General features: G+C 65.3%; 20 protein-coding genes and 2 tRNA genes. 11 read left to right on the forward strand and 11 right to left on the reverse strand.

Annotation, left to right across the window (positions count from 1 at the left end):
• The first annotated feature begins 42 nt into the window (after positions 1-42).
• From glgX to Atep_RS09065, 4 genes are read left to right on the forward strand one after another with little or no spacing between them, the layout of a single operon-like run.
• The gene (gene glgX / locus Atep_RS09050; protein WP_213378236.1) at positions 43-2166 is read left to right on the forward strand and encodes a glycogen debranching protein GlgX; all 2124 of its coding nucleotides are present in this window, start codon (positions 43-45) and stop codon (positions 2164-2166) included.
• A 31-nt stretch (positions 2167-2197) separates the two neighbouring features.
• A complete protein-coding gene (locus Atep_RS09055; protein ID WP_213378237.1) occupies positions 2198-3400 on the forward strand; it encodes a polysaccharide deacetylase family protein in 1203 nt (400 codons plus the stop codon).
• A 14-nt stretch (positions 3401-3414) separates the two neighbouring features.
• Entirely contained in the window at positions 3415-4341 is a 927-nt protein-coding gene (locus Atep_RS09060; protein ID WP_213378238.1) for a hypothetical protein, read from the forward strand.
• A 30-nt stretch (positions 4342-4371) separates the two neighbouring features.
• Positions 4372-5865, forward strand: coding sequence for a glycogen synthase (locus Atep_RS09065; protein ID WP_213378239.1), 1494 nt, complete (start codon positions 4372-4374; stop codon positions 5863-5865).
• Here Atep_RS09065 and Atep_RS09070 read toward each other — a convergent pair.
• The gene (locus Atep_RS09070; protein WP_213378240.1) at positions 5820-6206 is read right to left on the reverse strand and encodes a PilZ domain-containing protein; all 387 of its coding nucleotides are present in this window, start codon (positions 6204-6206) and stop codon (positions 5820-5822) included. The genes Atep_RS09065 and Atep_RS09070 overlap by 46 nt on opposite strands.
• A 165-nt stretch (positions 6207-6371) precedes the next feature.
• On the opposite strand from Atep_RS09070, the gene folP reads away from it, so the two are divergent.
• The 4 genes from folP (at position 6372) to Atep_RS09090 (ending at position 12427) form a co-directional block, all read left to right on the forward strand.
• The gene (gene folP, locus Atep_RS09075; protein WP_213378241.1) at positions 6372-7208 is read left to right on the forward strand and encodes a dihydropteroate synthase; all 837 of its coding nucleotides are present in this window, start codon (positions 6372-6374) and stop codon (positions 7206-7208) included.
• Between the two features lie 3 nt (positions 7209-7211).
• Positions 7212-9716, forward strand: coding sequence for a penicillin-binding protein 1A (locus tag Atep_RS09080; protein ID WP_213378242.1), 2505 nt, complete (start codon positions 7212-7214; stop codon positions 9714-9716).
• 71 nt (positions 9717-9787) lie between these two features.
• The gene (alaC, locus tag Atep_RS09085) at positions 9788-10990 is read left to right on the forward strand and encodes an alanine transaminase (RefSeq protein WP_213378243.1); all 1203 of its coding nucleotides are present in this window, start codon (positions 9788-9790) and stop codon (positions 10988-10990) included.
• Between the two features lie 120 nt (positions 10991-11110).
• Complete coding sequence (locus Atep_RS09090) at positions 11111-12427, forward strand: homoserine dehydrogenase (protein ID WP_213378244.1); 1317 nt, start codon at positions 11111-11113, stop codon at positions 12425-12427.
• Position 12428: 1 nt separating this feature from the next.
• Here Atep_RS09090 and Atep_RS09095 read toward each other — a convergent pair whose 3' ends face one another.
• From Atep_RS09095 to Atep_RS09105, 3 genes are all read right to left on the reverse strand, one after another.
• Complete coding sequence (locus Atep_RS09095; RefSeq protein WP_213378245.1) at positions 12429-13244, reverse strand: undecaprenyl-diphosphate phosphatase; 816 nt, start codon at positions 13242-13244, stop codon at positions 12429-12431.
• Between the two features lie 107 nt (positions 13245-13351).
• Entirely contained in the window at positions 13352-14074 is a 723-nt protein-coding gene (locus tag Atep_RS09100; RefSeq protein ID WP_213378246.1) for a 4'-phosphopantetheinyl transferase family protein, read from the reverse strand.
• Entirely contained in the window at positions 14071-14241 is a 171-nt protein-coding gene (locus Atep_RS09105; protein WP_213378247.1) for a hypothetical protein, read from the reverse strand. The genes Atep_RS09100 and Atep_RS09105 overlap by 4 nt, the downstream gene beginning before the upstream one ends.
• A 175-nt stretch (positions 14242-14416) precedes the next feature.
• Here Atep_RS09105 and Atep_RS09110 point away from each other — a divergent pair, with 175 nt between their 5' ends.
• The 3 genes from Atep_RS09110 to Atep_RS09120 all read left to right on the forward strand — a co-directional run bounded on the left by Atep_RS09110 (position 14417) and on the right by Atep_RS09120 (position 17419).
• Complete coding sequence (locus Atep_RS09110) at positions 14417-14623, forward strand: hypothetical protein (RefSeq protein ID WP_213378248.1); 207 nt, start codon at positions 14417-14419, stop codon at positions 14621-14623.
• Between the two features lie 112 nt (positions 14624-14735).
• Positions 14736-17084, forward strand: coding sequence for a Tex family protein (locus tag Atep_RS09115; RefSeq protein WP_213378249.1), 2349 nt, complete (start codon positions 14736-14738; stop codon positions 17082-17084).
• Positions 17081-17419 (forward strand): SET domain-containing protein, encoded by a 339-nt coding sequence (locus tag Atep_RS09120; RefSeq protein WP_213378250.1) that lies wholly within the window; start codon positions 17081-17083, stop codon positions 17417-17419. The genes Atep_RS09115 and Atep_RS09120 overlap by 4 nt, the downstream gene beginning before the upstream one ends.
• 144 nt (positions 17420-17563) lie before the next feature.
• Here the strand turns inward: Atep_RS09120 and Atep_RS09125 are convergent, their stop codons facing one another.
• The 7 genes from Atep_RS09125 to alaS form a co-directional block, all read right to left on the reverse strand.
• Entirely contained in the window at positions 17564-18841 is a 1278-nt protein-coding gene (locus tag Atep_RS09125; RefSeq protein ID WP_213378251.1) for an O-acetylhomoserine aminocarboxypropyltransferase/cysteine synthase family protein, read from the reverse strand.
• A 189-nt stretch (positions 18842-19030) separates the two neighbouring features.
• A tRNA-Leu gene (locus Atep_RS09130) sits at positions 19031-19117 on the reverse strand.
• 83 nt (positions 19118-19200) lie between these two features.
• The gene (locus Atep_RS09135) at positions 19201-19644 is read right to left on the reverse strand and encodes a tetratricopeptide repeat protein (RefSeq protein WP_213378252.1); all 444 of its coding nucleotides are present in this window, start codon (positions 19642-19644) and stop codon (positions 19201-19203) included.
• Positions 19645-19716: 72 nt separating this feature from the next.
• Positions 19717-19807 (reverse strand) — tRNA-Ser (locus tag Atep_RS09140).
• Between the two features lie 140 nt (positions 19808-19947).
• A complete protein-coding gene (gene csrA, locus Atep_RS09145; protein ID WP_213378253.1) occupies positions 19948-20166 on the reverse strand; it encodes a carbon storage regulator CsrA in 219 nt (72 codons plus the stop codon).
• A 301-nt stretch (positions 20167-20467) separates the two neighbouring features.
• Positions 20468-21691: an aspartate kinase gene (locus Atep_RS09150; RefSeq protein ID WP_213378254.1), complete on the reverse strand. Its 1224-nt coding sequence runs from the start codon at positions 21689-21691 to the stop codon at positions 20468-20470.
• 54 nt (positions 21692-21745) lie between these two features.
• A complete protein-coding gene (alaS, locus tag Atep_RS09155) occupies positions 21746-24349 on the reverse strand; it encodes an alanine--tRNA ligase (protein WP_213378255.1) in 2604 nt (867 codons plus the stop codon).
• Between the last annotated feature and the right edge of the window lie 39 nt (positions 24350-24388).

The raw sequence follows: 24388 nt of genomic DNA on the forward strand, positions 1-24388 counted from the left end.
TTATGATGGCGCGGATAGACATCTCTGCAAAGCGCCGCCTCCATGCCAGCCTCAAACGCTCCCTATCCCGTCCTGCCGGGACGACGCTATCCGCCCGGCGCGACCGTCGAGGACGCGGGCGTCAACTTCTCCGTCTACAGTCGGCACGCCACCGGGGCCGAACTGCTGCTCTACGAGGACGCCGCCAGTCCTGAGCCATTCCAGGTCATCCGGCTCGATCCGCGCACCAATCACACCTTCTTCTCCTGGCACCTGATGGTCGAGGATCTGCCGCCGGGCACTCATTACACCTGGCGCCTGGAAGGTCCGAACGACCCGCATGGCCACGGCTGGCGCTTCGATCCGAGCGTCGAGCTGGTCGACCCCTGGGCGCGCGCGATCAATATCGCCGGCTGGGACCGCTGGCGGCGCCAGAGTCAAGGCGTGAAGCCGCACGACTCGCCGCGCGCCGTCGTGCTCGCCGAAGAATACGACTGGGAGGGCGACGAACCCATCCGGCTGTCGAGCGAGCAGATGATCATCTATGAGCTGCACGTCGGCGGCTTCACCCGCCATCCCAGCTCGGGCGTCCGGCATCCCGGCACCTTTCTCGGCCTGATCGAGAAGATCCCCTATCTCAAGGAACTCGGCATCAGCCATGTCGAACTCATGCCGGTGATGGCCTTCGACGAACAGGACGTGCCGGAGCCGGTCTGGAAGGCCGGTCTGCGCAACTTCTGGGGCTACAGCAGTTTCGGCTTCTTCTCACCGCATCCGGGTTTCTGCGTCACCCCCGAACAGGGCACGCACAGACGCGAGTTCCGCGACATGGTCAAGGCGCTGCATCGCGCCGGCATCGGCGTCATCCTCGACGTGGTCTTCAACCACACCAGCGAGGGCGGGGCGGGCGGCCCCACGCTCACCTTCAAGGGCTTCGGCAACGAGACCTTCTACTGTCTGGATGCCATCGACAAGGGGATCTATCTCGACTTCACCGGCTGCGGCAACACGGTCAACGCCAATCATCCGCTCGTCACCAACTTCATCATCGACGCGCTCGAATACTGGGTGCGCGAGATGCACGTCGACGGCTTCCGCTTCGACCTGGCCAGCGCCATGGCGCGCGATTCCGATGGACGTCCACTGGCCAACCCGCCGGTGATCTGGGGCATCGAGCTGTCCGACACCCTGGCGGCGACCAAGATCATCGCCGAGGCCTGGGATGCCGCCGGGCTCTATCAGGTCGGCACCTTCCCCGGCTATCGCTGGATGGAATGGAACGGACGCTATCGCGACAGCATCCGGCGCTTCGTGCGCGGCGATCCGGGCCTGGTGCCCGAGATCGCCACCCGGATCTCGGGCAGCAGTGATCTCTACGAGGCCAATCTGCGCAAGCCGATCAACAGCATCAATTTCGTCACCTGTCACGACGGTTTCACGCTCTGGGATCTGGTCTCCTACAACCGCAAGCACAATCTGGCCAATCACGAGGGCAACCGCGACGGCACCGACGACAATCTGAGCTGGAACTGCGGCACCGAGGGCGAGACTCCGAACCTCGAGGTGCTGACCCTGCGCCGCCGTCAGGCCAAGAATCTGCTGACCCTGCTCTTTCTGAGCCAGGGCATCCCCATGCTGCTGGCCGGCGACGAGGTGCTGCGCTCGCAGAACGGCAACAACAATGCCTGGTGTCAGGACAACGAGATCGGTTGGCTCGACTGGTCGCTGATGGAGCGCAACGCGGCCATGCTGCGCTTCGTGCGCGGACTGATCGCACTGCGCAAGCGTCACCGCAGTCTGCGTCATCGTCACTTTCTCTCCGGCCGGCCGCTGCCGGGCGGCACCCTCCCCGACGTGGTCTGGCACGGGCTGGAACTGAACGCACCGCCCTGGGGCGATCCGGAGAGCCGGATCCTGGCCTTCACGCTCGCCCCGGTCTGTCCCGACGAGGCGTTGCTGCACGTCATGATCAACATGAGCGATCGCGCTCTGCGCTTCGCCCTGCCCGAGATCACCCCGGCGCGCTGGTATCCGGCCCTGGACACGGCGCGCGCCTCGCCGACCGACGTGGTGCCGCCCGAGGATCAGTGCCCCGTCGAGGACGGGCGTCAGTTGGTGCGTTCCAGGAGTATCCTGGTGCTCGAGGGGCGGTCAGGGCCAGGTCGCTCCGAGGCGAATCCAACCTAGGGCGGCGACCGCTCAGGCGACGGGGGAATCCATGGCTCGAACACAGATCTTTCATGCACTCGGCCTGCACATGCATCAGCCGCCGGGCAACCTGCGTCTGCTGTTCGAGGCCAATCCCCGGGAAGCCGAGCAGATCCTGCGCTGTTACGAGCGCGTCGCGCGCTACGCCGAACGCTATCGGGACGTGGCGCGGCTGCATGTGAGTTTTTCGGGGATCCTGCTGGAGCAGCTCCTCGATCCGGACATCGTCGATCGCTACCGTCATATCGTCGACATCCCCGAGATGCTCGAACGCTACCGCGTCGCCGACAACATCGAGATGCTCGGCCTGGGTTACTATCACCCGATCTTCCCGCTGATCCCGCGCGCCGACTGGTCCGAGCAGATCGAACGCGGGCGCGCCATCGTCGAGCGCGTCTTCGGGCGCAGTCCGCGCGGCTTCTGGCCGCCCGAGCTGGCGTTCTCGATGGAGATGATCCCAGCCCTGGTCCGGGCCGGCTACGAATACGTCATCGTCGATGGTATGCATGTGCGTCCCGAGGATGGCGTCAACGACATCTTCCGGCCCTATATCGCCTGCCATGACGGGGTCTGCATCACCATCGTGCCGCGCGATCGCGACGTCTCGAACGCCCAGGGACGGGGACTGAACCCAGGCTGGTTCCGCGATGATCTGTCCTGGCGCTCCACGGTCTCGCCGCGCCCGGACGCGGCGCGGCTCTTCACCACCTGGTCCGACGGCGAGAACGGCGGCTGGTTCAGACAGACGCACGAGCCATCCGGTTTCTTCGGTCACTTCTTCGCGCCCTATATGGAGCAGTGCCGCGCCGGCGACTATTCGATCACGCCCGTGCTGCTCGGCGACCATCTCGATCACTGGCGCCCGAGTACTCATGCCCGGATCCAGACCGGCTCCTGGAACGTCGGCGCCTCCCAGGCCGAGGATCTGTCGCGCTGGGCCGGGTCCGAGATCCAGCGCCGGGCCGTCGACGAGGTGCACCGGCTGAGTGAGCGCTACTGGTCGCTCTGCCGGTCGCGGCCGGACGTCTATCAGATCGCGGGCGAGGCCCTGGTGTGCGCGCGACGTCAGATCCTCGAGGCCGAGACGAGCTGTTTCCTGTACTGGGGCGATGCCTGGATTCCATATCTCCAGGCGCGCACCCGACCCGCCGCCGCCGCGCTCGATGCGGTCGAAGCCGCCCTGTGTGCCCATCCGTCCATGTCCAGGGTGTGAACGGACGCGATCCGATGTCGAGTGTCACGCCCGATCTGGTGCCGCCCGCCGCACCGCTCGTCCCCGTCTTTCCGCTCGCCGGCCCGGTCGGGCCGCTGGCGCTCTATCCGGGCCTGGAAGGCGAGGTCCGGGTGCGCTGGCGGTTGCGTGCCGATGAGGTCGCGGGTCATGGCGCGCGCTTTCCGCACGCCGACGGCGCCCCGCAGGCCGTGCTTCGACTCGGACGTGTGCATGCCGGCGGCTGCGAGCCGGTCCGTGAGCAGACGCTGCATCTGTCCGGCTTGAGTGGGAGCGGTGAGATCGCCTTCCCGGTCGGTGACGACTGTGCCCTGTTCGAGGCCGAGTTGGGTCTGATGAACCCCGAGGGCGGATGGCTGTTGCTGGCGCGCTCCAATCGGCTCCGGCAGGCGCGGGGACTGGGGCTGGAGTCGCTGCGGCCTGCACCGCCAGGTATGGATTGGAACCACGCTGCTTCACCGGAACCCGATGTACGAGCCGGCGCGGCAGCCGTTCAGCCCCTCCCGCCCCCGCATCCCGCCGGGGGAGCGGGGGAAACCATACCCGGCACGTTCGGGTCGCCGCTGGAGGACTCGACCTCGGTCGGTGGCGCGCCCCAGGTCGCGGTTGACTCGATCTCCACGCCCGTCGCTGGAGTGCCCTTCGAGACAGGTCCGTCGGTTCCGGCGATCGCCGCCCTCATGCACGCCATTCCGAGACTGACCTATGCCGATCCCGCACCCGCGACGGCTGGACTCGTCATCGAGGCCGAACTCCGCCTCCATGGCTGGAGCACGCCCAACACCGAGATCGATCTCTTCGGCCATCGCTATCGCGTGGGTCCGGGCGGACGCTTTCAGCTCGGTGTCAGGGTCGACGACCCCGAACTCATCCGGCGCGCCCTGGCGCGGCATCCGCCGCCCGAATCGGATGATTCTCGATAACCGCCATCCCGAATCCAAACCTTCGAAACAATGCACATCGCCATGGTCAGCGCCGAGTGCGCGCCCATCGCCAAGGCCGGCGGTCTCGGTGACTTCGTCCAGGGTCTGGCGCGTGAGCTGGCGCGTGTCGGCGAGCGCGTCGAGGTCATCCTGCCGGCCTACGACGTCCTGCGGTTCGATGCCTTGGAGCGACCGCGTCCGCTCGGCATCGAGTTACAGGTTCCCTTCGGGGGCGAATCGATCGCCTGCCCGGTGCTCGGTCTGAGCCTGGCCGGCTATGAATGCCGGCTGATCGCGCCCCGCTCGGCGCATGGCTTCTTCGAGCGCGGGCGGATCTATGGCGAGCCGGACGACGCCGAGCGGTTCGCCTTCTTCTCGCGCGCCCTGGTCGAGTATGTCTCGCGCCCGGAGTCGCGGCCGGACGTGCTGCATTGCAACGACTGGCAGACGGGTCTGGTGCCTGTGCTGCTCGCCGAGCGCCGGACGGCGATCGGGCGGATTCCGGTCTGCTACAGCCTGCACAACGTCGGCTATCAGGGCTGGGTCGAGGCCGAGCTGCTGGCGCGGGTCGGTCTGGATGCGGCACGTCTGCTCACACCCGAGCGGCTGGCCGACCCCGGCGATCCGCGCCGAGCCAATCTCATGAAGGGCGGCATCGCGGCGGCGGATGCCGTCAACACCGTCTCACCGCGCCATGCCTGGGAGATCCGGAACACCGAGCAGGGGATGGGGCTGCAACCCTGGTTCCAGCGTTACGGCTACAAGTTCGGCGGTATCCTCAACGGCATCGACGAGACGGTCTGGAATCCGCTGACCGATCCGCTCATCCCGGCGAACTTCGGCCCCGAGTGCCTGGAGCGCAAGGCGCTCGACCGTCATGCCTTGCGCGCGCGTCTCGGGTTGGAGGAGGCCGCCGACCGGCCGATCATCGCCATCGTCAGCCGTCTGGATCGACAGAAGGGCGTCGAACTCATCGCGCACGGCATCCGGTATGGGCTGAACGCCGGCGCCCAGATCGCGCTCCTGGGCAGCGCGATCGAACCGGCGATCGCCGAGCGCTTCGCGCAGCTCAAATCGCGACTGGAGACCAACCCGCACGCCCATCTCGAACTCGGTTACGACGAGTCGCTGGCACACCTGATCTATGCCGGGGCCGACCTGATCCTCATCCCCAGTCTCTACGAACCCTGCGGGCTGACCCAGTTGATCGCCATGCGCTATGGCACCGTGCCGATCGCGCGCCGGGTCGGCGGCTTGGCCGACACCATCCGGGACGCCAACTATTCCAGCGCCCCCTTCGAGTCGCGCAACGGCTATCTCTTCGACGAACCGACCACGGAATCCCTGGAGGGGGCCATGGACCGGGCGCTCGGACTCTGGCGCGATTTCCCCGGATACTTCAGCCGGTTGCGTCTCAACGGCATGCTGGGCGACTATTCCTGGCGCCGGCCGGCTCGGGAGTATCTCGCACTCTATGCCTACGCGCGGGAGGCTTCCGGCGTCGGGGCCTCGTCCAGGATATGACGGATCCCGGCCCGTGCCAGATCACCGACATCCGAGAACTCGATCCCCAGACGCCAGGGTTCGTCGCTCATCGACGGCGAGATCCAGGCCACCGAGCCGACGGCCCGGATCCAGGCCGAGGTCTCGCTCGACTCCAGCTCCACCAGCAGCCGCGAGTGGATCGGCACCATCTGTGCACTGCGCACCTGCATACCGCCCTCGCTGATGTCGCGCGAGGTTACTTCCCGGATACCTGGAACGGCGCTGAGCGCCTCCGGACTGAGTGGAAAGATCCGTGCGTGTCCCGTCCAGGGCACCCGTCGGTAACACCGCCGCTCATCGACCGTCTTGTCTGGGATCATGATCTCGACCCTCATCGCTCGAGTTACAGAACACCTTTCCGGCGCCCAGGCCATCACCGGGCACGATAAACGCCTCATCCACCTCAATCGATATACTTTAGTATAGATTCATCGTGCCGTTCGAAGACCGAACCCAGTCTCCAGCCATCGCTTCCGCAACACACCATGTCCAGACCTCAGTCACCACGTCCACCACGCCTCATGGGCATCCTCAACATCACGCCGGACAGCTTTTCCGACGGCGGCCGTTACCTGGAACGCGAGGCGGCCGTCGCGCGGGCGCTCAGGATGCTGGAGGAGGGCGCCGACATCCTCGACATCGGCGGTGAATCGACCCGTCCCGGCTCGGCTCCGGTTCCGCCCGAGGAGCAGGAACGGCGCATCCTGGACGTGATCCGGCAGTTGCGCGACGGCATCCCTGCTACGATCCCGCTGAGTATCGACACCACTTGGGCGCGTGTCGCGCGCGCGGCGCTCGCCGCCGGCGCCGACTGGATCAACGACACCTCGGCCGGACTCGACGATCCCGACATGCTGCCTCTGGCGGCTGAACTTCAGGCCCCCATCGTGCTCATGCACCGTCGCGGCACGCCGCAGACCATGCAGACCGCGCCCGAATATGCGGACGTGGTCGGCGAGGTGCGCGACCATCTGGCGGCGCGTGCCGAGGCGGCGCTGGCCGCCGGTGTGCGCGAGTGCGACATCCTGCTCGATCCGGGCATCGGTTTCGGCAAGGATCAGGAGCACAATCTGACACTGCTGGCTGGACTGGGTCGCTTGGTCGATCTGGGGTTCCCTGTCCTGCTCGGGACGAGCCGCAAGCGCTTCCTCGGCGCGCTCTGTGGCGATGTGGCCGCCGATGAGCGCGTGGCGGCCACCTGTGCCACCACGGCGCTGGGTGTCATGCAGGGCGTGGAGATCTTTCGCGTGCACGATGTGGCCGCCAATCGGCAGGCCGCCGACGTCGCCTGGGCCATCGCATGCCGCTCGACAGGTGAGTGAACCTTGAACAAGACCAACGACACCGCTCGATCGAGCGGCTCGGGCGCCGCGAGGCGCTCAGGCTCGCGTTCGGCGAGCCGCTGGTTCTTCCAGCTCGTCGGCTCGGGACTCGGCGCCCCCTTGCAGGTGCTGACCCTGGGGCTGGTGGGCGCGGGCGTCTTCGTCGCCTTCACCCTGCCCGAACTGCCGGACGTCCAGACACTGCGCAATGCCCAGCTCCAGGAACCGCTGCGCGTCTACAGCGCTGATGGACGCCTGATCGGCGAGTTCGGCATCGAACGCCGCCGTCCGGTGTCGATCCGCCAGATCCCGCCCCTGATCATCGACGCCTTCCTCGCCACCGAGGACAGCCGCTTCTTCGAGCATCGCGGCATCGACACCCAGGGACTCGGGCGCGCGCTCCTGAGCTATCTGACCACCGGCGAAAAGGCCCAGGGCGGCAGCACCATCAGCATGCAGCTCACGCGCAACGTCTTCCTCTCGCCCGAGAAGACCTTCCAGCGCAAGCTCGCCGAGGTGCTGCTGACCCTGCATGTGGAACAGACCCTGACCAAGGAGGAGATCCTGGAACTCTATCTGAACCGGATCTTCTTCGGCCATCGCGCCTACGGCATCTCGGCGGCGGCGGCCTTCTACTACGACAAGGCGCTCGACCGGCTCACGATCGCCGAGGCCGCCATGCTCGCCGGCATCCCCAAGGCGCCCTCGACCAACAACCCCATCACCAATCCCGAGCGGGCGCTGGAGCGGCGCGACCACATCCTCGGGCGGATGCTCGAACTCGGCTACATCGACGCCGATCAGCACGCTGCCGCCGTCGCCACGCCCGACACGGCTCAGGCCCATCGTCGCGGCCCGGATCTCGAAGCCGGCTATGTCGCCGAGATGGCCCGCGCCGAGATCGTGCGCTTCTACGGCGAGGACGCCATCAATCGCGGCTATCGGGTCACGACCACGCTCGAACCGCGCTTGCAGCTCGCCGCGCAGGAGGCGGTGCGCGGCGCCTTGCGCGAGTACGATCGCCGTCACGGCTATCGAGGCCCTGAGGCGACCCTGGATATCGCCGGACTGAGCGCGGCCGAGCTGGACGCCCGGCTGGAGGAGGTCACGCGCGTTCCGGGACTGACGGCCGGACTCGTCACTCAGGTCTCATCGTCCGGCGCCCAGGTCTATATCGGGCGCGGCGAGCGGGTCGAACTCACGCGCCAGGCGCTCAGCTGGGCGCGCACCCAGCGCAACCTGGCACGCTGGCAGGGCGCAAAACGGCACGGTCCGAACGCGGTCGCGGTCGGCGATCTGGTCCGGCTCGCACGCTCGTCCAAGGGCGATTGGACACTGAGTCCGATCCCGGCCGTCTCCGGCGCCCTGGTCGCACTCGATCCGCATGATGGCGCGGTGCGGGCGCTGGTCGGCGGCTATGCCTTCAGCGACTCCAAGTTCAACCGCGCCGTCGACATGCGCCGTCAGCCCGGTTCGAGCTTCAAACCCTTCGTCTATGCCGCCGCGCTCGACAAGGGCTGGACGCCTGCAAGCCTGCTGCGCGACCAGGCCGTCAAGCTCACGGGCAATCAGCGCTGGAATCCCAAGAATGCCGACCACAAGGAACTCGGCCCCATCAGTATGCGCCGCTCGCTGGCCCTGTCGCGCAATCTGGCCAGTATCAATCTGTTGCAGAGCGTCGGTCTGGAGGACGCCCAGAACTACATCCGCCGTTTCGGCTTCGACACCCAGGCCCTGCCGCTCGGCCTGTCCATGGTGCTCGGCACCGGCGAACTCTCGCCGGTCAAACTCGCCGAGGGCTATGCGGTCTTCGCCAACGGCGGCTATCACGTCACGCCCTATTTCATTCAGCGTATCGAGGACGGCGATGGTCAGGTCGTCTTCGAGGCCAAGCCGATGCGCGCCTGCGCCGACTGCTGGTACAAGACCGGCGACAAATCCGCCGCCACCCGTGGGCTGGCCGCCCAGGGTCAGGGACTGGCCGAGCGCGTGATCGATCCGCGCACCGCCTACCAGATGACCTCGCTCCTGCGCGAGGTCATCGAGCGCGGCACCGGCACCCGCGCCAAGACGCTCGACCGGCCCGACATCGTCGGCAAGACCGGCACCACCAACGACATCCGCGATTCCTGGTTCGCCGGCTATCAGGCCGAGTTCGTGACCGTCGCCTGGATGGGCTTCGACGACTTCGGCAAGCTCGGTCGGGGCGAGGAGGGCGGCAAGGCGGCGCTCGGGATGTGGGTCGATTTCATGGAACAGGCGCTCAAGGATCGCCCCGTCGCCACTCTGGAGCCGCCGTCCGGCCTCGTCGAGGTGCGGGTCGACCCGGACCGCGGGGTCGAGACCACCGCCAGGAGCGGGATCGTGGAGCTGGTGCAGGAGGAGTATCGCGACGCCCTGCTCGGTCCCGAGCCGGTCCGGGTCGCGAGTCCGTCCGGTGATGGCGCGCGCCGGAGCAGTGGCTCGGCTCAGCGCTCGGCGCCGCGTGTCATGGACGATCTCTTCTGAATGATGATTTCTCCCGATCGCGGCGGTAGACTTGACCGCTTTCATCCACCATTACCCCATGAGGTTTCGCCGTGGTCGCCCCCGAGTCAGACTTTCACCGCATCAAGCGGTTGCCGCCCTATGTCTTCAACATCGTCAATGAGTTGAAGGCCGAGGCGCGAGCCCGGGGCGAGGACATCATCGACTTCGGCATGGGTAACCCGGACCAGGGCACGCCCCAGCACATCGTCGACAAGCTCATCGAGTCCGCCCAGCGTCCCGACACCCATCGCTATTCGATGTCGCGCGGCATCCCGCGTCTGCGCCGCGCCATCTGCAACTGGTATCGCGATCGCTTCGATGTCCACCTCGACCCCGAGACCGAGGCCATCCTGACCATCGGTTCCAAGGAGGGTCTAGCGCATCTGGCGCTCGCCACCATGAGCTCGGGCGACACCGTGCTGGTGCCCAATCCGGCCTATCCGATCCATCCCTATGGCTTCATCATCGCCGGGGCCGACGTGCGTCATGTGCGTCTGACGCCCGAGGTCGACTTCTTCGAGGAATTGCAGAAGGCGATCCAGGAGTCTTGGCCCAAGCCCAAGATGCTGGTGCTCAACTTTCCCGGCAATCCGACCACCCAGTGCGTCGAGCTGGATTTCTTCCAGAAGGTCATCGACATCGCCGGCGAGCACGGCATCTGGGTCGTCCATGATCTGGCCTATGTCGACATCGCCTTCGACGGCTACAAGGCGCCGTCCATCCTCCAGATTCCGGGCGCCAAGGACATCGCGGTCGAATTCTTCACCCTGTCGAAGAGCTATAACATGCCCGGCTGGCGCGTCGGCTTCATGTGCGGCAACAAGACCCTGGTCTCGGCGCTGGCGCGCATCAAGTCCTATCTCGACTACGGCACCTTCACCCCGATCCAGGTCGCGGCCATTGCGGCACTGGAAGGGCCGCAGGAGTGCGTGCGCGAGATCAGCGACATGTACCGGAGCCGGCGCGACGTGCTGTGCGCGGGCCTGAACGCCGCCGGCTGGCCGGTCGAACCGCCGAAGGCGACCATGTTCGTCTGGGCACCGATCCCCGAACCCTATCGGGCCATGGGGTCGCTGGAGTTCTCCAAGAAGCTCTTGCGCGATGCCAAGGTCGCCGTCGCCCCCGGCATCGGCTTCGGCGAATACGGCGACACCCATGTGCGCTTCGGCCTGATCGAGAACGAACACCGCACGCGCCAGGCGATTCGCGGCATCAAGGAGATGTTCCGACGCGATGCGCGGGCTGGGGCCTGATTTCACCAAATTTGAACCGCAAAGGCGCAAAGGACACGAAGGATTTCAATCTGTCGTCTTTTCTGTGCGTACTTTGCGCCTTTGCGGTTCATCGAACGTCTTTGACTCCGAGGTAACTGCATGGAACCGGTGAAGATCGGTCTACTGGGCTTGGGAACCGTGGGCGGCGGCACGGTGACGGTGCTGACGCGCAATGCGCGCGAGATCGCCCGCCGCGCCGGTCGCGGCATCGAGATCGCCCGCGCGGCGGCGCGCGACTATCGCCCCGAGCTGATCGAGGGCCTGGATCGGATCGGTCACATCGGCGACGACGCTTTCGCCGTGGTCGAGGATCCGAACATCCAGATCGTCGTCGAGCTGATCGGCGGCTATTCGCCCGCGCTCGAACTGGTGATGCGTGCCATCGACAACGGCAAGCACGTCGTCACCGCCAACAAGGCCCTGATCGCCAAACACGGCAACGAGATCTTCGCCGCCGCGCGTGAGAAGGGCGTCATGGTCGGCTTCGAGGCGGCCGTCGCCGGCGGCATTCCCATCATCAAGGCCCTGCGTGAAGGCTTGGCCGCCAACCACATCGAATGGATCGCCGGCATCATCAACGGTACCGGCAACTTCATCCTCAGCGAGATGCGCGACAAGGGGCGGGCCTTTGCCGACGTGCTCGCCGAGGCCCAGGCGCTCGGCTATGCCGAGGCCGATCCGACTTTCGACGTCGAGGGCATCGACGCGGCGCATAAGCTCACCATCCTCGGCTCGCTCGCCTTCGGCATCCCGCTCCAGTTCGAGCGCTGCTTCACCGAGGGCATCTCGCGCATCGACGCCCAGGACGTGGCCAATGCGGCTGAACTCGGCTATCGCATCAAGCATCTGGGCATCGCGCGCCGCTCGCCCGGCGGGATCGAGCTGCGCGTGCATCCGACCCTGATCCCCGAGCGGCGGCTCCTGGCCAATGTCGATGGGGTCATGAACGGGGTGCTGGTCAAGGGCGATGCGGTCGGGCCGACGCTCTACTATGGGGCCGGAGCCGGTGCGCTACCGACGGCTTCGGCCGTGGTCGCGGATCTGGTCGACGTGACGCGCACCCTGACCACGGATCCCAGCAACCGGGTGCCGCACCTGGCCTTCCAGCCCGATGAGCTGGCCGACACCCCGGTGCTGGCGATGGACGCGATCCGGACCTCCTACTATCTGCGCCTCACCGCGCTCGACCGTCCCGGCGTCATGGCGCGCATCGCCAGCATCCTGGGCGAGGAGGGCATCAGCATCGAGGCCATCAAGCAGAAGGCGCCCAACAAGGGCGAGACCCAGGTGACGCTGGTCATGCTCACCCATCGCGTGATCGAGGGCCGGATGAACAAGGCCATCGCCCGCATCGAAGCGCTGGACTCGGTTCAGGGCGCGGTGGTGCGCATCCGCATGGAATCGCTGTCGGGCTGAATCAGAGATACAGCAGCCCCAAGATGACCCCGCCGAGCAGGAAACGATAGAGCGCGAAAGGCAGCATGCTGATGCGCTCGATGAAGCTCAGGAAGAAGCGGATGGTGAGATAGGCGACCAGATAGGACACCATGGCGCCGAGCACCAGTCCGCTCCAGTCGACCGGCTCGGCGGTCTGAACCAGCTCCAGCGTCTCCAGTCCGCCGGCCATGAGGATGGTCGGGATGGCGAGCAGGAACGAGAAGCGTGAGGCGGCCTGGCGCGTGAATCCAAGCAGCAGGCCGGCCGTGATGGTGATCCCCGAACGTGAGGTACCGGGGATGATGGCGACGGCCTGCAAGAGACCGATGATGAGCGCATCGCGCCAGCCGATCCGGTATTCGTCGCGTTCGCGACGTCCGCGCCAGTCGGCCCACCACAGCAGCAGACCAAAACCAATGGTCGTACCCGCAATGACGAGCGCCACCAGCCGATCGTCGGCGCGCAGCCACTCCAGCACGGATTTCAGCGGCAGTCCCAGCACCACCACCGGCAGCGTGGCCAGTACGATCATCCAGCCGAGCCGCGCGTCCGGGTCGTCGAAGCGGCGCGTGCGCAGCGAGTCCAGCACCGCGACCAGCATCCGCGCGATCTCACGCCGGAAATAGAAGACCACGGCGGCGAGCGTGCCCAGATGCACGGCTACGTCGAAGGCCAGACTCTGAAGCTCATAGCCGAACAGCAGCGGCGTGAGGATCAGATGCCCCGAGCTGGAGATGGGTAGGAATTCGGTGATGCCTTGGACGAAAGCGAGGACGAGGATCCGGATGGTTTCCACTGTGGGCGGCTCCTGGAAGCGAGATGCGGAGTATATCTGCAAGCCTGGGCTGGTGCGACTCCAGGCACCACCGGGCTCACGAGCGCGGAGTTCGCCGGGTCGGGACGTTAGGCGTCGTCCGAGGGCGGCAGCTCCAGCATCCGCCAGGTCTCGACAGGCGGCAGTCTGGCGCGGGCGACGGCGGCGATATAGCCGGGTGCAGGGACGACATGGGCGATCTGGGGGGCAACGGCTCCGGGCGGGCGCGGGCGAAAGAGTCCGCGTCCGTCGCACTTGACGTCGGCTTCCAGGGCCGTCCAGGCGATGTGGAAGCGTTCCAGGCGCTCGGACTCGGGAGCCGCTTCCAGTTCGGCGACCGTCGCCGGATCGAACAAACGCCGGGCGATCGCCGTCAGGCTGGCGCGTGGACGGATCCATTCGCAATCGACGCCGAGCGCCGCGTCCGCTCCGGTGCTCAGGGCCACCAGCGCCAGATCACCGCTATGGCTGAAGCTGAAGGCCAGCCGGCGATCGGCCCCGTCCAGATAGGGCTTGCCGGTCGGGCTGCGTTCGATCCGGATCTGTCCGGGCGGCCGATCCAGGTAGGCAGCGAGGATGCGGTTGAGACCGGCCAGGGCGCGGGCATAGCGCGCCCTGTGGGCGTCATGACGCAGGGCTTCGACACGCGCGCGCTGCGTTTCGCTCAGCAGAGTCCTGCACCTGTCGGGATCCGCTCCGCCTTCGCCTGTGTCGATGCGCCACAGATGCAAGGCACCCGGCTTCAGCGTCGAGCCGAGTTCCAGGCTTGGTCGATCGAATGTCGGGTGCCGGGTGGCGATGTTAGCATTCATGCGTCGTTGGCCGGCGCGACCTCGGCGCCGCGATGGGTCAATAGCTCGCGCGCCAGGGCATAGGAGAGTCCGACGCCCAGTGCCGGCAGGGCACCGATGAGCCGCAACCATTCGAGGCGAAAGGTTCGACGCATCGAGCGCGTGGCGATGAGACTGGGTGTGGTCATGATCGGATCTGAGTTCGCAGTGAACGGCGTCGGCTGAGTCGCCATGATGCCATGTCGTGCCGGGGATGTTCGCCTCCGCGATCGATCAGTAGGATGCCGACGTGCGCGGTGCGGATGAAGCGCGGTGCCGGTCGCCGTATAATCGTGCGTCTGGCCGGTCTATATGGGGGTGGGCGTGCGACGCCTGGATGATTCATCGCTCGAAGCGCCTCTGGAGGCGCTGTGCGCCAAGGGCTGCCGTCAGGTTCGGCGCGACATCGCCGCGCTCGAATCCGGCGCCGAACTACCCGAGACCCAGGGCCTGAGTGCCGACGAGCGCGCCCGGCTACTCACAGAACTGAAGCAGATCATGGCCGTCTATGGCGATAGCTGCCGCCTGTGATCCGGGTGTCATCGGTCTCGGTTCGGCACGCTGCATCCAGGATTCCAGAGTCGCTTGGCCCATCTATTTCCCTAATCTCCGCTTCCGATCTTCCAGAGTCCGCGTATCCATCATGACCCCGATCATCGAGACCATCAGTCAGGAACTCGCCGCGCGTCCGGCCCAGGTCGAGGCGGCCGTGCGGCTGCTCGACGAGGGTGCCGCCGTGCCCTTCATCGCGCGCTACCGCAAGGAGGCCACCGGCGGTCTCGACGACACCCAGTTGCGTCATCTCGAAGAGCGGCTCGGCTATCTGCGCGAGCTGGCCGAGCGCCGGACGGCGGTGCTCAAGAGCATCGAGGAGCAGGGCAAGCTGACCGCCGAGCTCCAGGCGGCCATCGAGGCTGCCGACACCAAGCAGCGGCTCGAAGACCTCTATCTGCCGTTCAAGCCCAAGCGACGCACCAAGGCTCAGATCGCGCGCGAGGCCGGGCTGGAGCCGCTGGCCGACGCCATTTTGGCCGATCCGTCTCAGGCACCCGAATCGTTGGCGGCCGGATTCGTCGATACGGGCAAGGGCGTAGCCGATGTCGCCGCCGCGCTGGAGGGGACGCGTCAGATCCTGATGGAGCGCTTCGCCGAGGACGCGGAGCTGGCCGGACGTCTGCGCGATCATCTCTGGGAGCAGGGCATCCTGGTCTCGACTGTGATCGCGGGCAAGGAGCAGGAGGGCAACAAGTTCTCGGATTACTTCGATTATCGCGAGCCGATCGCCAAGGTGCCCTCGCATCGGGCGCTGGCGCTGTTTCGCGGGCGCAATCAGGGCGTGCTCGATCTGGAACTGCTGGCGGGGGAGGGCGAGGATCCCGAAGCCGTCTGTCGTGCGATGATCGCCGCGCGCTTCGCTGTCCGCGATCAGGGGCGTCCGGGCGACGGCTGGTTGCTGGAGACGGTGCGCAAGGCGTGGCGCGTGAAGCTGTTCACCCGGCTCGATCTCGAACTCAAGGGGCGGCTGCTGGAGTCGGCGGAGGAAGAGGCGATCCGGGTCTTCGGGCTCAACCTCAAGGCGCTGCTGCTGGCCGCGCCCGCCGGACGGTTGCCGACCCTGGGGCTGGATCCTGGGCTACGCACCGGGGTCAAGGTCGCGGTGGTCGATGCCACCGGCAAGGTCGCGGCGACCGATACCATCTATCCGCATGTTCCCAAGAACCAGTGGGAGGCTTCCATTGCCCGGCTGGCGCAGTTGGCTCGGACGCATGGCGTCAAGCTCATCAGTATCGGCAACGGCACCGCCTCGCGCGAGACCGATAAGCTCGCTCGCGACCTGATCGCGCGTCATCCCGAGCTGGGGCTGAAATCGCTGGTCGTCAATGAGGCCGGCGCCTCGGTCTATTCGGCCTCGGAGTTCGCCTCGAAGGAACTGCCCGAGCTGGACGTCTCGCTGCGCGGCGCGGTCTCGATCGCGCGCCGGTTGCAGGATCCGCTCGCCGAACTGGTCAAGATCGAGCCCAAGGCGATCGGCGTCGGCCAGTATCAGCACGACGTCAATCAGAACCGGCTGGCGCGGACCCTGGATGCCGTGATCGAGGACTGCGTGAACGCCGTCGGCGTGGATCTGAACACGGCCTCGGTGCCGCTACTCACCCAGGTCTCAGGGCTCAACCGCAGTCTGGCCGAGAACATCGTTGCCTTCCGCGAGGCCAATGGGGCGTTCTCCAGCCGCAAGAAGCTGATGGCGGTGCCGCGGTTCGGCGACAAGGCGTTTCAGTTGAGCGCGGGCTTTTTGCGTATCCCCGATGGCGATGAACCGCTCGACGCCTCGGCAGTGCATCCGGAGGCCTATCCGGTGGTGCGGCGCATCGCCGAGTTCACCGGCAAGGACGTGCGCGGTCTGATCGGCGATACCGCGACCCTGCGCCGGCTCGATCCGGCCACCTTCACCGATGAGCGCTTCGGCCTGCCGACCGTCAAGGACATCCTGGCCGAGCTGGAGAAGCCCGGCCGTGACCCGCGTCCCGAGTTCAAGACCGCGCAGTTCAAGGAGGGCGTCGAGACCCTGAAGGATCTGGAGCCTGGCATGATCCTGGAAGGCACCGTGACCAATGTCACCAACTTCGGCGCCTTCGTCGACATCGGTGTGCATCAGGATGGGCTGGTGCATATCTCGGTGCTCTCCGACCGCTTCGTCAAGGATCCGCACGAGGTCGTCAAGTCGGGCGATCTGGTCAGGGTCAAGGTGCTGGAGGTGGATCTGGAGCGCAAGCGGATCGCCTTGAGCCGGCGTCTGGACGAACCGGCCGAACGCGCGCGCCCAGGGCGGCCGGATACGGCGGAGCGGTGTGGTCGTCCGGCTCAGTCCAGGAGTGCGGGGGCGGACAGGTCGCGTTCCGGCAGCCAGGAGCGTAATCATCCGAGCAGCGCGCCGGTGTCCGGGATGGGCGGCGCGCTGGCCGATGCCTTCGCCAAGGCGCGCAAAGGGTGAGACGGAGATCGTCCGCCGAGACGCTCGACCGCCGCATCCGGGTCGCGCCATCATCCATTCACGGTCAAGGCTGCTTTGCGCGGATCGGCTTCGAGCCGGGCGACCCGATCGGTACATTCGAGGGCATGGAGGTCGCGGAAGATGGCCCTCATGTACTCTGGGTCTATGACGCTGAACGCGATCTTCTGACCGGCCGGCGCGGAACCAATGTGCTGCGCTGGCTCAACCACAGCGACGATCCGAACGCCGAGTTCGATGGGTTCGAGCTCTATGCGCGGTTGGCGATCGCGATCGGGAGCGAGATCACCATCGACTATGGCGCGGGTTCGTCATGAGCCATGTAATCTTAACCTCATTACGGATAATGTATATTATGTAAAGTCAAGTATCAGGCGAATACTGAGATCCCTTCGGCATCACCACACTAGACCGGTCACAGAGACCGGTCCAAAATCGGGGCGCACTATGAGCCGCGCATATCAACCGGCTACTGCAAGCGCCTGATCCAAATCCGCAATGATATCGTCGATGTGCTCGATGCCGATCGAGAGTCGGATCAAATCCTCCGAGACGCCGGCGCGCACCAGTTCCTCGGGCGACAACTGGCGATGCGTGGTCGTCGCCGGATGGCAGGCCAATGTCTTGGCATCACCGATATTGACCAACCGCACGGCGAGCTTGAGCGCATCGATGAAACGCCCCCCGGTTTCACGTCCGCCCTTGATGCCGAACGACAGGATGGAGCTGGCCCTGGCCCCATCCATGTATTTCCGGATCAGCGGATAATCCGGGCTATCCGGCAGACCTGCGTAACGCACCCAGGCCACCTTGGGATGATCCTTCAGATAGTTGGCGACAGCGATGGCATTCTCGCAATGCCGGTCCATGCGCACCGGCAGGGTTTCGATGCCCTGAAGGATCAGGAAACTGTTGAACGGCGAGATGGCCGCGCCCATGTTACGTAGCGGTACGACACGTGCGCGCGCGATATAGGCCGCCTCCCCCATCGTCTCGGTATAGACCACGCCGTGATAGGAAACGTCCGGCTCGTTGAGCAGTGGGAACCGCACAGCGTGTTCGGACCAGGGAAAACGTCCCGAGTCGACCAGGGCGCCGCCGATGGTGGTTCCATGTCCGCCCATGTATTTGGTGAGCGCGTGGACGACGATATCGGCGCCATGCTCGAACGGACGGCACAGATAGGGCGTGGGTACCGTGTTGTCGACGATCAATGGCAGGCCATGCGCATGGGCCATATCGGCCATCGGCGCGATATCGGCGACGTTTCCGGCCGGATTACCGATGGATTCGCAGAAGACGGCCTTGGTACGTGCATCGATCTGGGCCGCCATGCCTTCGATGTCGTTGGGTGCTGCAAAACGAACCTGGATGCCCAAGCGCGGGAGGGTATGCGCAAATAGATTGTAGGTGCCGCCATAGAGTGTCGACACGGCGATGATGTTGTCGCCTGTTTGGGCCAGGGTCAGGATCGCATTGGTCACGGCGGCCATGCCCGAAGCCAACGCCAGGGCGCCGACGCCACCCTCCAGGGCCGCTACGCGCTTTTCGAGCACGTCACTGGTCGGATTCATGATGCGGGTGTAGATATTGCCCGCCACCTTGAGATCGAACAGATTCGCGCCATGCTGGGTATCGTCGAAGGCATAGCTGGTGGTCTGATAGATGGGTGTCGCCACCGACTTGGTGGTTGGATCAGGCTCAAAGCCGGCATGGATGGCCAGGGTTTCGATCTTCATGCATGCTCCTTGGGGCGTTGGATATCAGTAAGGCCGGCGCTCGCGTGCGCAGCCGTGCTTCTCGTTGTTGAGCCAAGGATTATAGGTGTTCGTTTGCACCTGTGCCCTACCCCATCCCGACCACGTTCAAGGGTACCCGGAATGCAAAAAGGCCAAGCTTGATGAAGCCTGGCCTTTTGCTGGAAGAGCTGGTACCGGGAGCCGGACTCGAACCGGCACGGTGTCGCCACCGTCAGATTTTGAGTCTGATGCGTCTACCAATTTCGCCACCCCGGCAACGCAGACGTGCATTGTAACCAATTCCGGCCATAAATGGGAGATCCCATCAGGCACATCGAGCGCTGTCAGCGACGAAGACGTCAGCGTTCGTCGAAACCGGCCAGCTTGTAGAGTCGTCTTGCCTCGTCCGGATCCTGCTCCACGCCGTGCCCTTGCTCGTACATCATGGCCAGCGTGGTCAGGGAACCAACTAGCCCCTGGTCAGCCGCCTTCTTGAACCACTCGACCGCTTTGGCTGGATTCTTGTCGGTGCATTCGCCCTCCATGTACATGAAGGCCAAGCCATGTTGAGCGAGTCCGAGTCCGGACTCGGCTGCACTCTTCATATAGCTGTAGGCCATGAGCGGATTGGGGAGCATACCGAGGCCATTCTGGGCCATGATGGCCATGCGGTACTGCGCCTCGACGCTGCCCTGCTCGGCCAACGGAGCGAGCAGTCCCACGGCGCGCGAGAATTGCTTGGACTCGAAGGCGGCAATGCCGCTTGCCAAATCCATGTCGAGTGTATCGGGTTCATCGCTCATGGGACGTAGCCGGTCGAAGGGAACGCGAAGGAAATGCTTGACTTTAAGACGAAATCAGCAGTTTTAGGAAATTGGCGGAGAGAGAGGGATTCGAACCCTCGATAGGGGTTTAGCCTATACTCCCTTAGCAGGGGAGCGCCTTCAGCCACTCGGCCATCTCTCCGTGAACAACAGACGTATTCGGTTTTGAGTCTAGCCGCTCCAGTTAGATAAAGAGTCGACTCGGATCAGGGATATTGATGGCTGATCACCGAATAAGCCGGGCATGGTAACACACCCGGCCGAACTTTCAAGCGCTTCAAATCAGTCGTACTGGGCGGGCCGGCTCATCATGGGCGCGTCCTGGCCGACACCGGCTTGTTCGCGTTTGATGCGCTCATAGATCTCTTCGCGATGCACAGCCACGTCCCGCGGAGCATTGACGCCGATCCGGACCTGATTGCCTTTGACGCCGAGAACGGTCACGGTCACTTCGTCACCGATCATCAACGTTTCGCCAACCCTGCGAGTCAAAATCAACATTGTCTCGGTCTCCCTCTATGAGTCCCTAAATCCGATTACATGAATGATTCATCCGGTCCGGCGAACCCGACCTCGCTTGCGCGGCCACCGCGCGCAAGGGTTGAACCACGCCTGAACCAAGCTGCTAGAGCCAGGCTCCATGCTTGGTATTCTACCAACTTCAACGGGATCGACATAGAGCCAGATCCCATTGCAAGTAAAATTTAGCTTGATTCGGCAAAAACAAGCGGCTGAAGCGCCTATTTTCGACGAACGGTCATTTTCGTGAGTCATGGTCGGGCCGATGGACCCGACACGACAGCTAGGCCGGCTGGTCCAGCCCAAAGGCTTCGTGCAGTGTGCGAACGCCCAGCTCCAGATACTTCTCGTCGACCACCACCGAGATCTTGATCTCCGAGGTCGAGATCATGCGGATGTTGATCCCCTCCTTGGCCAGACTGGCGAACATGCGGCTGGCGATCCCGGCATGACTGCGCATCCCGACACCGACGAGCGAGATCTTGACGATGGTGGCGTCCCCCGTCACCTGACGCGCGCCCAGTTCGTCGGCGGTGCGCTTCAGGATATCGAGCGCCGACGCATAGTCGTTGCGATGCACGGTGAAGGTGAAGTCGGTGGTCGCTTCATCGGCACCGACGTTCTGCACGATCATGTCGACTTCGATATTGGCCTCGGCGATCGGGCCGAGGATGCGGTGCGCCACGCCCGGCTGGTCCGGCACGCCGAGCACGGTCAGCTTGGCCTCGTCACGGCTGAAGGCGATTCCGGAGATCTTGGCGTCTTCCACGTCGTTGTCCTCGAAACTGATCAATGTGCCCTCGCCTTCCTCGAAGCTGGAGAGCACGCGCAATGGAACCCGGTACTTGCCGGCGAATTCGACCGAACGGATCTGGAGCACCTTGGAGCCGAGACTGGCCATCTCCAGCATCTCTTCGAAGGTGATGCGATCGAGCTTGCGCGCCTTCGGCTCGACCCGCGGGTCGGTGGTGTAGACGCCGTCGACGTCGGTGTAGATCTGGCACTCGTCGGCCTTGAGCGCGGCGGCGATGGCCACCGCCGAGGTGTCCGAGCCGCCGCGTCCGAGCGTGGTGATGTCGCCCTGCTCGTCGATGCCCTGGAAACCGGCGATGACGACCACGCGCCCGGCTTCGAGGTCGGCGCGCACGCGCGCGGCATCGATGTCGCGGATGCGGGCCTTGTTGTGGGCGCTGTCGGTCAGGATGTGGACCTGCGCGCCTGTATAGGACCGTGCCGGACAGCCCTGGGCGGCGAGCGCCATGCTCAGGAGCGCAATCGTCACCTGTTCGCCGGTCGACAGCAGCACATCGAGTTCACGCGGTTCGGGGCGTTCCTGGAGCTGTTTGGCCAGCTTGATCAGGCGATCGGTCTCGCCGGACATGGCCGAGACCACGACCACCACCTGATCGCCCTGATCGCGCCAGCGTCTGACGCGCTCGGCCACCGCCTGGATGCGCTCGATGCTCCCGACCGAGGTTCCGCCGTATTTTTGAACGATCAGGGCCATCGTTGATTCCTGGATTGCACGTCTTTCATTTGGATCAGCGTTCAGTAGAAAAAATCAGTTCAGCCGCGCGGCGACCCAACCGGGCACCAGTTCCAGCGCGGCAGGCAGTCCGGCCGGGTCGCTGCCGCCGGCTTGAGCCATATCGGGACGTCCGCCGCCCTTGCCGCCGACCTTCTCAGCGACCTCGCGGATCAGATCCCCGGCCTTGAACCGGTCGGTCAGATCCTTGGTGACACCGGCCACCAGGCTGACCTTGCCGTCGGACTCGGCGGCGAGCACCACGACGGCACTGCCGAGCTTGTCCTTGAGCTGATCGAGTGTGACGCGCAGGCTCTTGGGATCGACGCCGTCCAGACGCGCGGCCAGGGTCTTGATGCCCTGGATGTCGACCGCCTGGGCGACCAGATCCTGACCGGCTGAACTTGCGGCCTTGGCCTTGAGCTGTTCGAGTTCTTTTTCCAGTCGGCGCGCGCGCTCGATGAGCTGGGTCACACGTTCGTCGACGTCTTCGCGACCGCCCTTGAGCAGACCGGCGAGCCGCAGCAGGCGCTCTTCGTCGGCTTCGACCCACTCCAGTGCGGCGGCGCCGGTGATGGCCTCGATGCGGCGTACCCCGGCGGCGATGCCGGTCTCGGAGACGATCTTGATCAGACCGATGTCGCCGACCGCCTTGACGTGCGTGCCGCCGCAGAGCTCGGTCGAGAACTCGCCCATGCGCAGCACCCGCACCTGATCGGCGTACTTTTCGCCGAACAGCGCCATGGCTCCGGACGCCTTGGCATCCTCCAGGCTCATGATGCGGGTCTCGACCAGATGATTGGCGCGCACCTCGCGATTGACCATCCGCTCGATGGTCAGGAGCTGCTCGCGCGAGACCGGCTCGAAGTGTGAGAAGTCGAAGCGCAACCGCTCGGGTCCGACCAGCGAGCCTTTCTGCTGGACGTGCGGACCGAGCACTTCGCGCAGGGCGGCATGGAGCAGATGGGTGGCCGAGTGATTGAGCGCGGTGGCGCGGCGGCGGTCGGCATCGACACGGGCATCGACCCGATCGCCGAGGGTCAACTGACCCTCCTCGACCCGTCCGACATGCACCAGCACGCCATCGCCCTTCTTCTGGGTGTCTTGGACCGTGAAGCGCGCGGTCTCGGTCGTCAACCAGCCGCGATCGCCGACCTGACCGCCGGATTCGCCGTAGAAGGGCGAACGGTCGAGGATGACGAGGCCCTCCTCGCCCGCCTCCAGCGCATCGCAGGACTCGCCGCCGCGATAGAGTGCGACGATGGTCGCCTCTTCCTGGAGCCGGTCGTAGCCGCAGAAGTCGGTCTCGCCCTGGATCTGGATGTCGAGCACCTGGCCGGCGCCGAACTGACTGGCCGCACGCGCCCGCTCCTTTTGACGCTCCATCGCCTGCTCGAAACCGGCTACATCGAGCGTCAATCCACGCTCGCGCGCGATGTCGGCCGTGAGATCGACCGGGAAACCATAGGTATCGTAGAGCTTGAACACGGTCTCGCCGGGGATCCGGTCGCCGCTCAGGTCGGCGATGGCCTCGTCGAGCAGACGCATGCCATGCTCCAGCGTTTCGGCGAAACGCTCCTCTTCGATCTTGACGAGACGCTCGACATGCGACTGACTCGCGCGCAGTTCAGGGTAGGCGTCGCCCATTTCGCGCACCAGCGGCTCGACCAGGGTATGGAAGAAGGGCGTGGAGCAGCCGAGCCGATAGCCGTGACGGATGGCGCGGCGCATGATGCGACGCAGGACATAGCCGCGTCCTTCGTTGCCCGGCGTGACCCCATCGGTGATGAGAAAGGCCGTCGAGCGGATGTGGTCGGCGATGACGCGCAGCGACTTGTCGGCCAGATCCGTGCAGCCGGTGGCCTTGGCCGCCGCTTCGATCAGGTGACGGAACAGGTCGATCTCGTAGTTGCTATGCACGCCCTGCATCACGGCCGCGAGCCGCTCCAGTCCCATGCCGGTGTCGACCGATGGACGCGGCAATGGGGTCATATTCCCATCGGCGTCGCGGTTGAACTGCATGAAGACCAGATTCCAGATCTCGACATAGCGGTCGCCGTCCTCGTCGGGCGAGCCGGGCGGACCGCCGGGGATGTTGGGACCGTGGTCATAGAAGATCTCGGAACAGGGACCGCAGGGGCCGGTGTCGCCCATCGACCAGAAGTTGTCCTTGGCCCCACAGCGCGAGAAGCGCTGGGGATCGACGCCGATCTCCTTGAGCCAGATGCCGGCCGCCTCGTCGTCGTCCTCGAACACCGTCACCCACAGCCGCTCCGGCGGTAGCGCCAGCACCCGGGTCAGATAATCCCAGGCATATTCGATGGCCTCGCGCTTGAAGTAGTCGCCGAAGCTGAAGTTGCCCAGCATCTCGAAGAAGGTGTGATGCCGGGCGGTATAGCCGACATTCTCCAGGTCGTTGTGCTTGCCGCCGGCGCGCACGCAGCGCTGCGAGCTGACCGCGCGGTTGTTGGCGCGGCGCTCGCGTCCGAGGAAGGCGTCCTTGAACTGGACCATGCCCGCGTTGGTGAACAGCAGGGTCGGATCATTGGCCGGGATCAGGGGGCTGGAGGCCACCCGCTCGTGTTGGCGTTGCTCGAAATAGTCGAGGAAGCTCGCTCGAAGCTCTGCACTGGTGGTCATTGGAAAGTCTCGAATGGACCGTTCGCCGCACGGCTCGGG

Source organism: Allochromatium tepidum, assembly GCF_018409545.1.
Taxonomy (GTDB): domain Bacteria; phylum Pseudomonadota; class Gammaproteobacteria; order Chromatiales; family Chromatiaceae; genus Thermochromatium; species Thermochromatium tepidum_A.

Excerpts from the sequence above, each read along its gene's own strand:
- csrA (WP_213378253.1), bottom strand. The coding sequence starts at position 20,166 with ATGTTGATTTTGACTCGCAGGGTTGGCGAAACGTTGATGATCGGTGAC.
- Atep_RS09090 (WP_213378244.1), top strand. The coding sequence starts at position 11,111 with ATGGAACCGGTGAAGATCGGTCTACTGGGCTTGGGAACCGTGGGCGGC.
- Atep_RS09060 (WP_213378238.1), top strand. The coding sequence starts at position 3,415 with ATGTCGAGTGTCACGCCCGATCTGGTGCCGCCCGCCGCACCGCTCGTC.
- glgX (WP_213378236.1), top strand. The coding sequence starts at position 43 with ATGCCAGCCTCAAACGCTCCCTATCCCGTCCTGCCGGGACGACGCTAT.
- Atep_RS09100 (WP_213378246.1), bottom strand. The coding sequence starts at position 14,074 with ATGAATGCTAACATCGCCACCCGGCACCCGACATTCGATCGACCAAGC.
- Atep_RS09115 (WP_213378249.1), top strand. The coding sequence starts at position 14,736 with ATGACCCCGATCATCGAGACCATCAGTCAGGAACTCGCCGCGCGTCCG.
- Atep_RS09065 (WP_213378239.1), top strand. The coding sequence starts at position 4,372 with ATGCACATCGCCATGGTCAGCGCCGAGTGCGCGCCCATCGCCAAGGCC.
- Atep_RS09125 (WP_213378251.1), bottom strand. The coding sequence starts at position 18,841 with ATGAAGATCGAAACCCTGGCCATCCATGCCGGCTTTGAGCCTGATCCA.
- Atep_RS09150 (WP_213378254.1), bottom strand. The coding sequence starts at position 21,691 with ATGGCCCTGATCGTTCAAAAATACGGCGGAACCTCGGTCGGGAGCATC.
- Atep_RS09105 (WP_213378247.1), bottom strand. The coding sequence starts at position 14,241 with ATGACCACACCCAGTCTCATCGCCACGCGCTCGATGCGTCGAACCTTT.
- Atep_RS09070 (WP_213378240.1), bottom strand. The coding sequence starts at position 6,206 with ATGATCCCAGACAAGACGGTCGATGAGCGGCGGTGTTACCGACGGGTG.
- alaS (WP_213378255.1), bottom strand. The coding sequence starts at position 24,349 with ATGACCACCAGTGCAGAGCTTCGAGCGAGCTTCCTCGACTATTTCGAG.
- Atep_RS09055 (WP_213378237.1), top strand. The coding sequence starts at position 2,198 with ATGGCTCGAACACAGATCTTTCATGCACTCGGCCTGCACATGCATCAG.
- folP (WP_213378241.1), top strand. The coding sequence starts at position 6,372 with ATGTCCAGACCTCAGTCACCACGTCCACCACGCCTCATGGGCATCCTC.
- Atep_RS09135 (WP_213378252.1), bottom strand. The coding sequence starts at position 19,644 with ATGAGCGATGAACCCGATACACTCGACATGGATTTGGCAAGCGGCATT.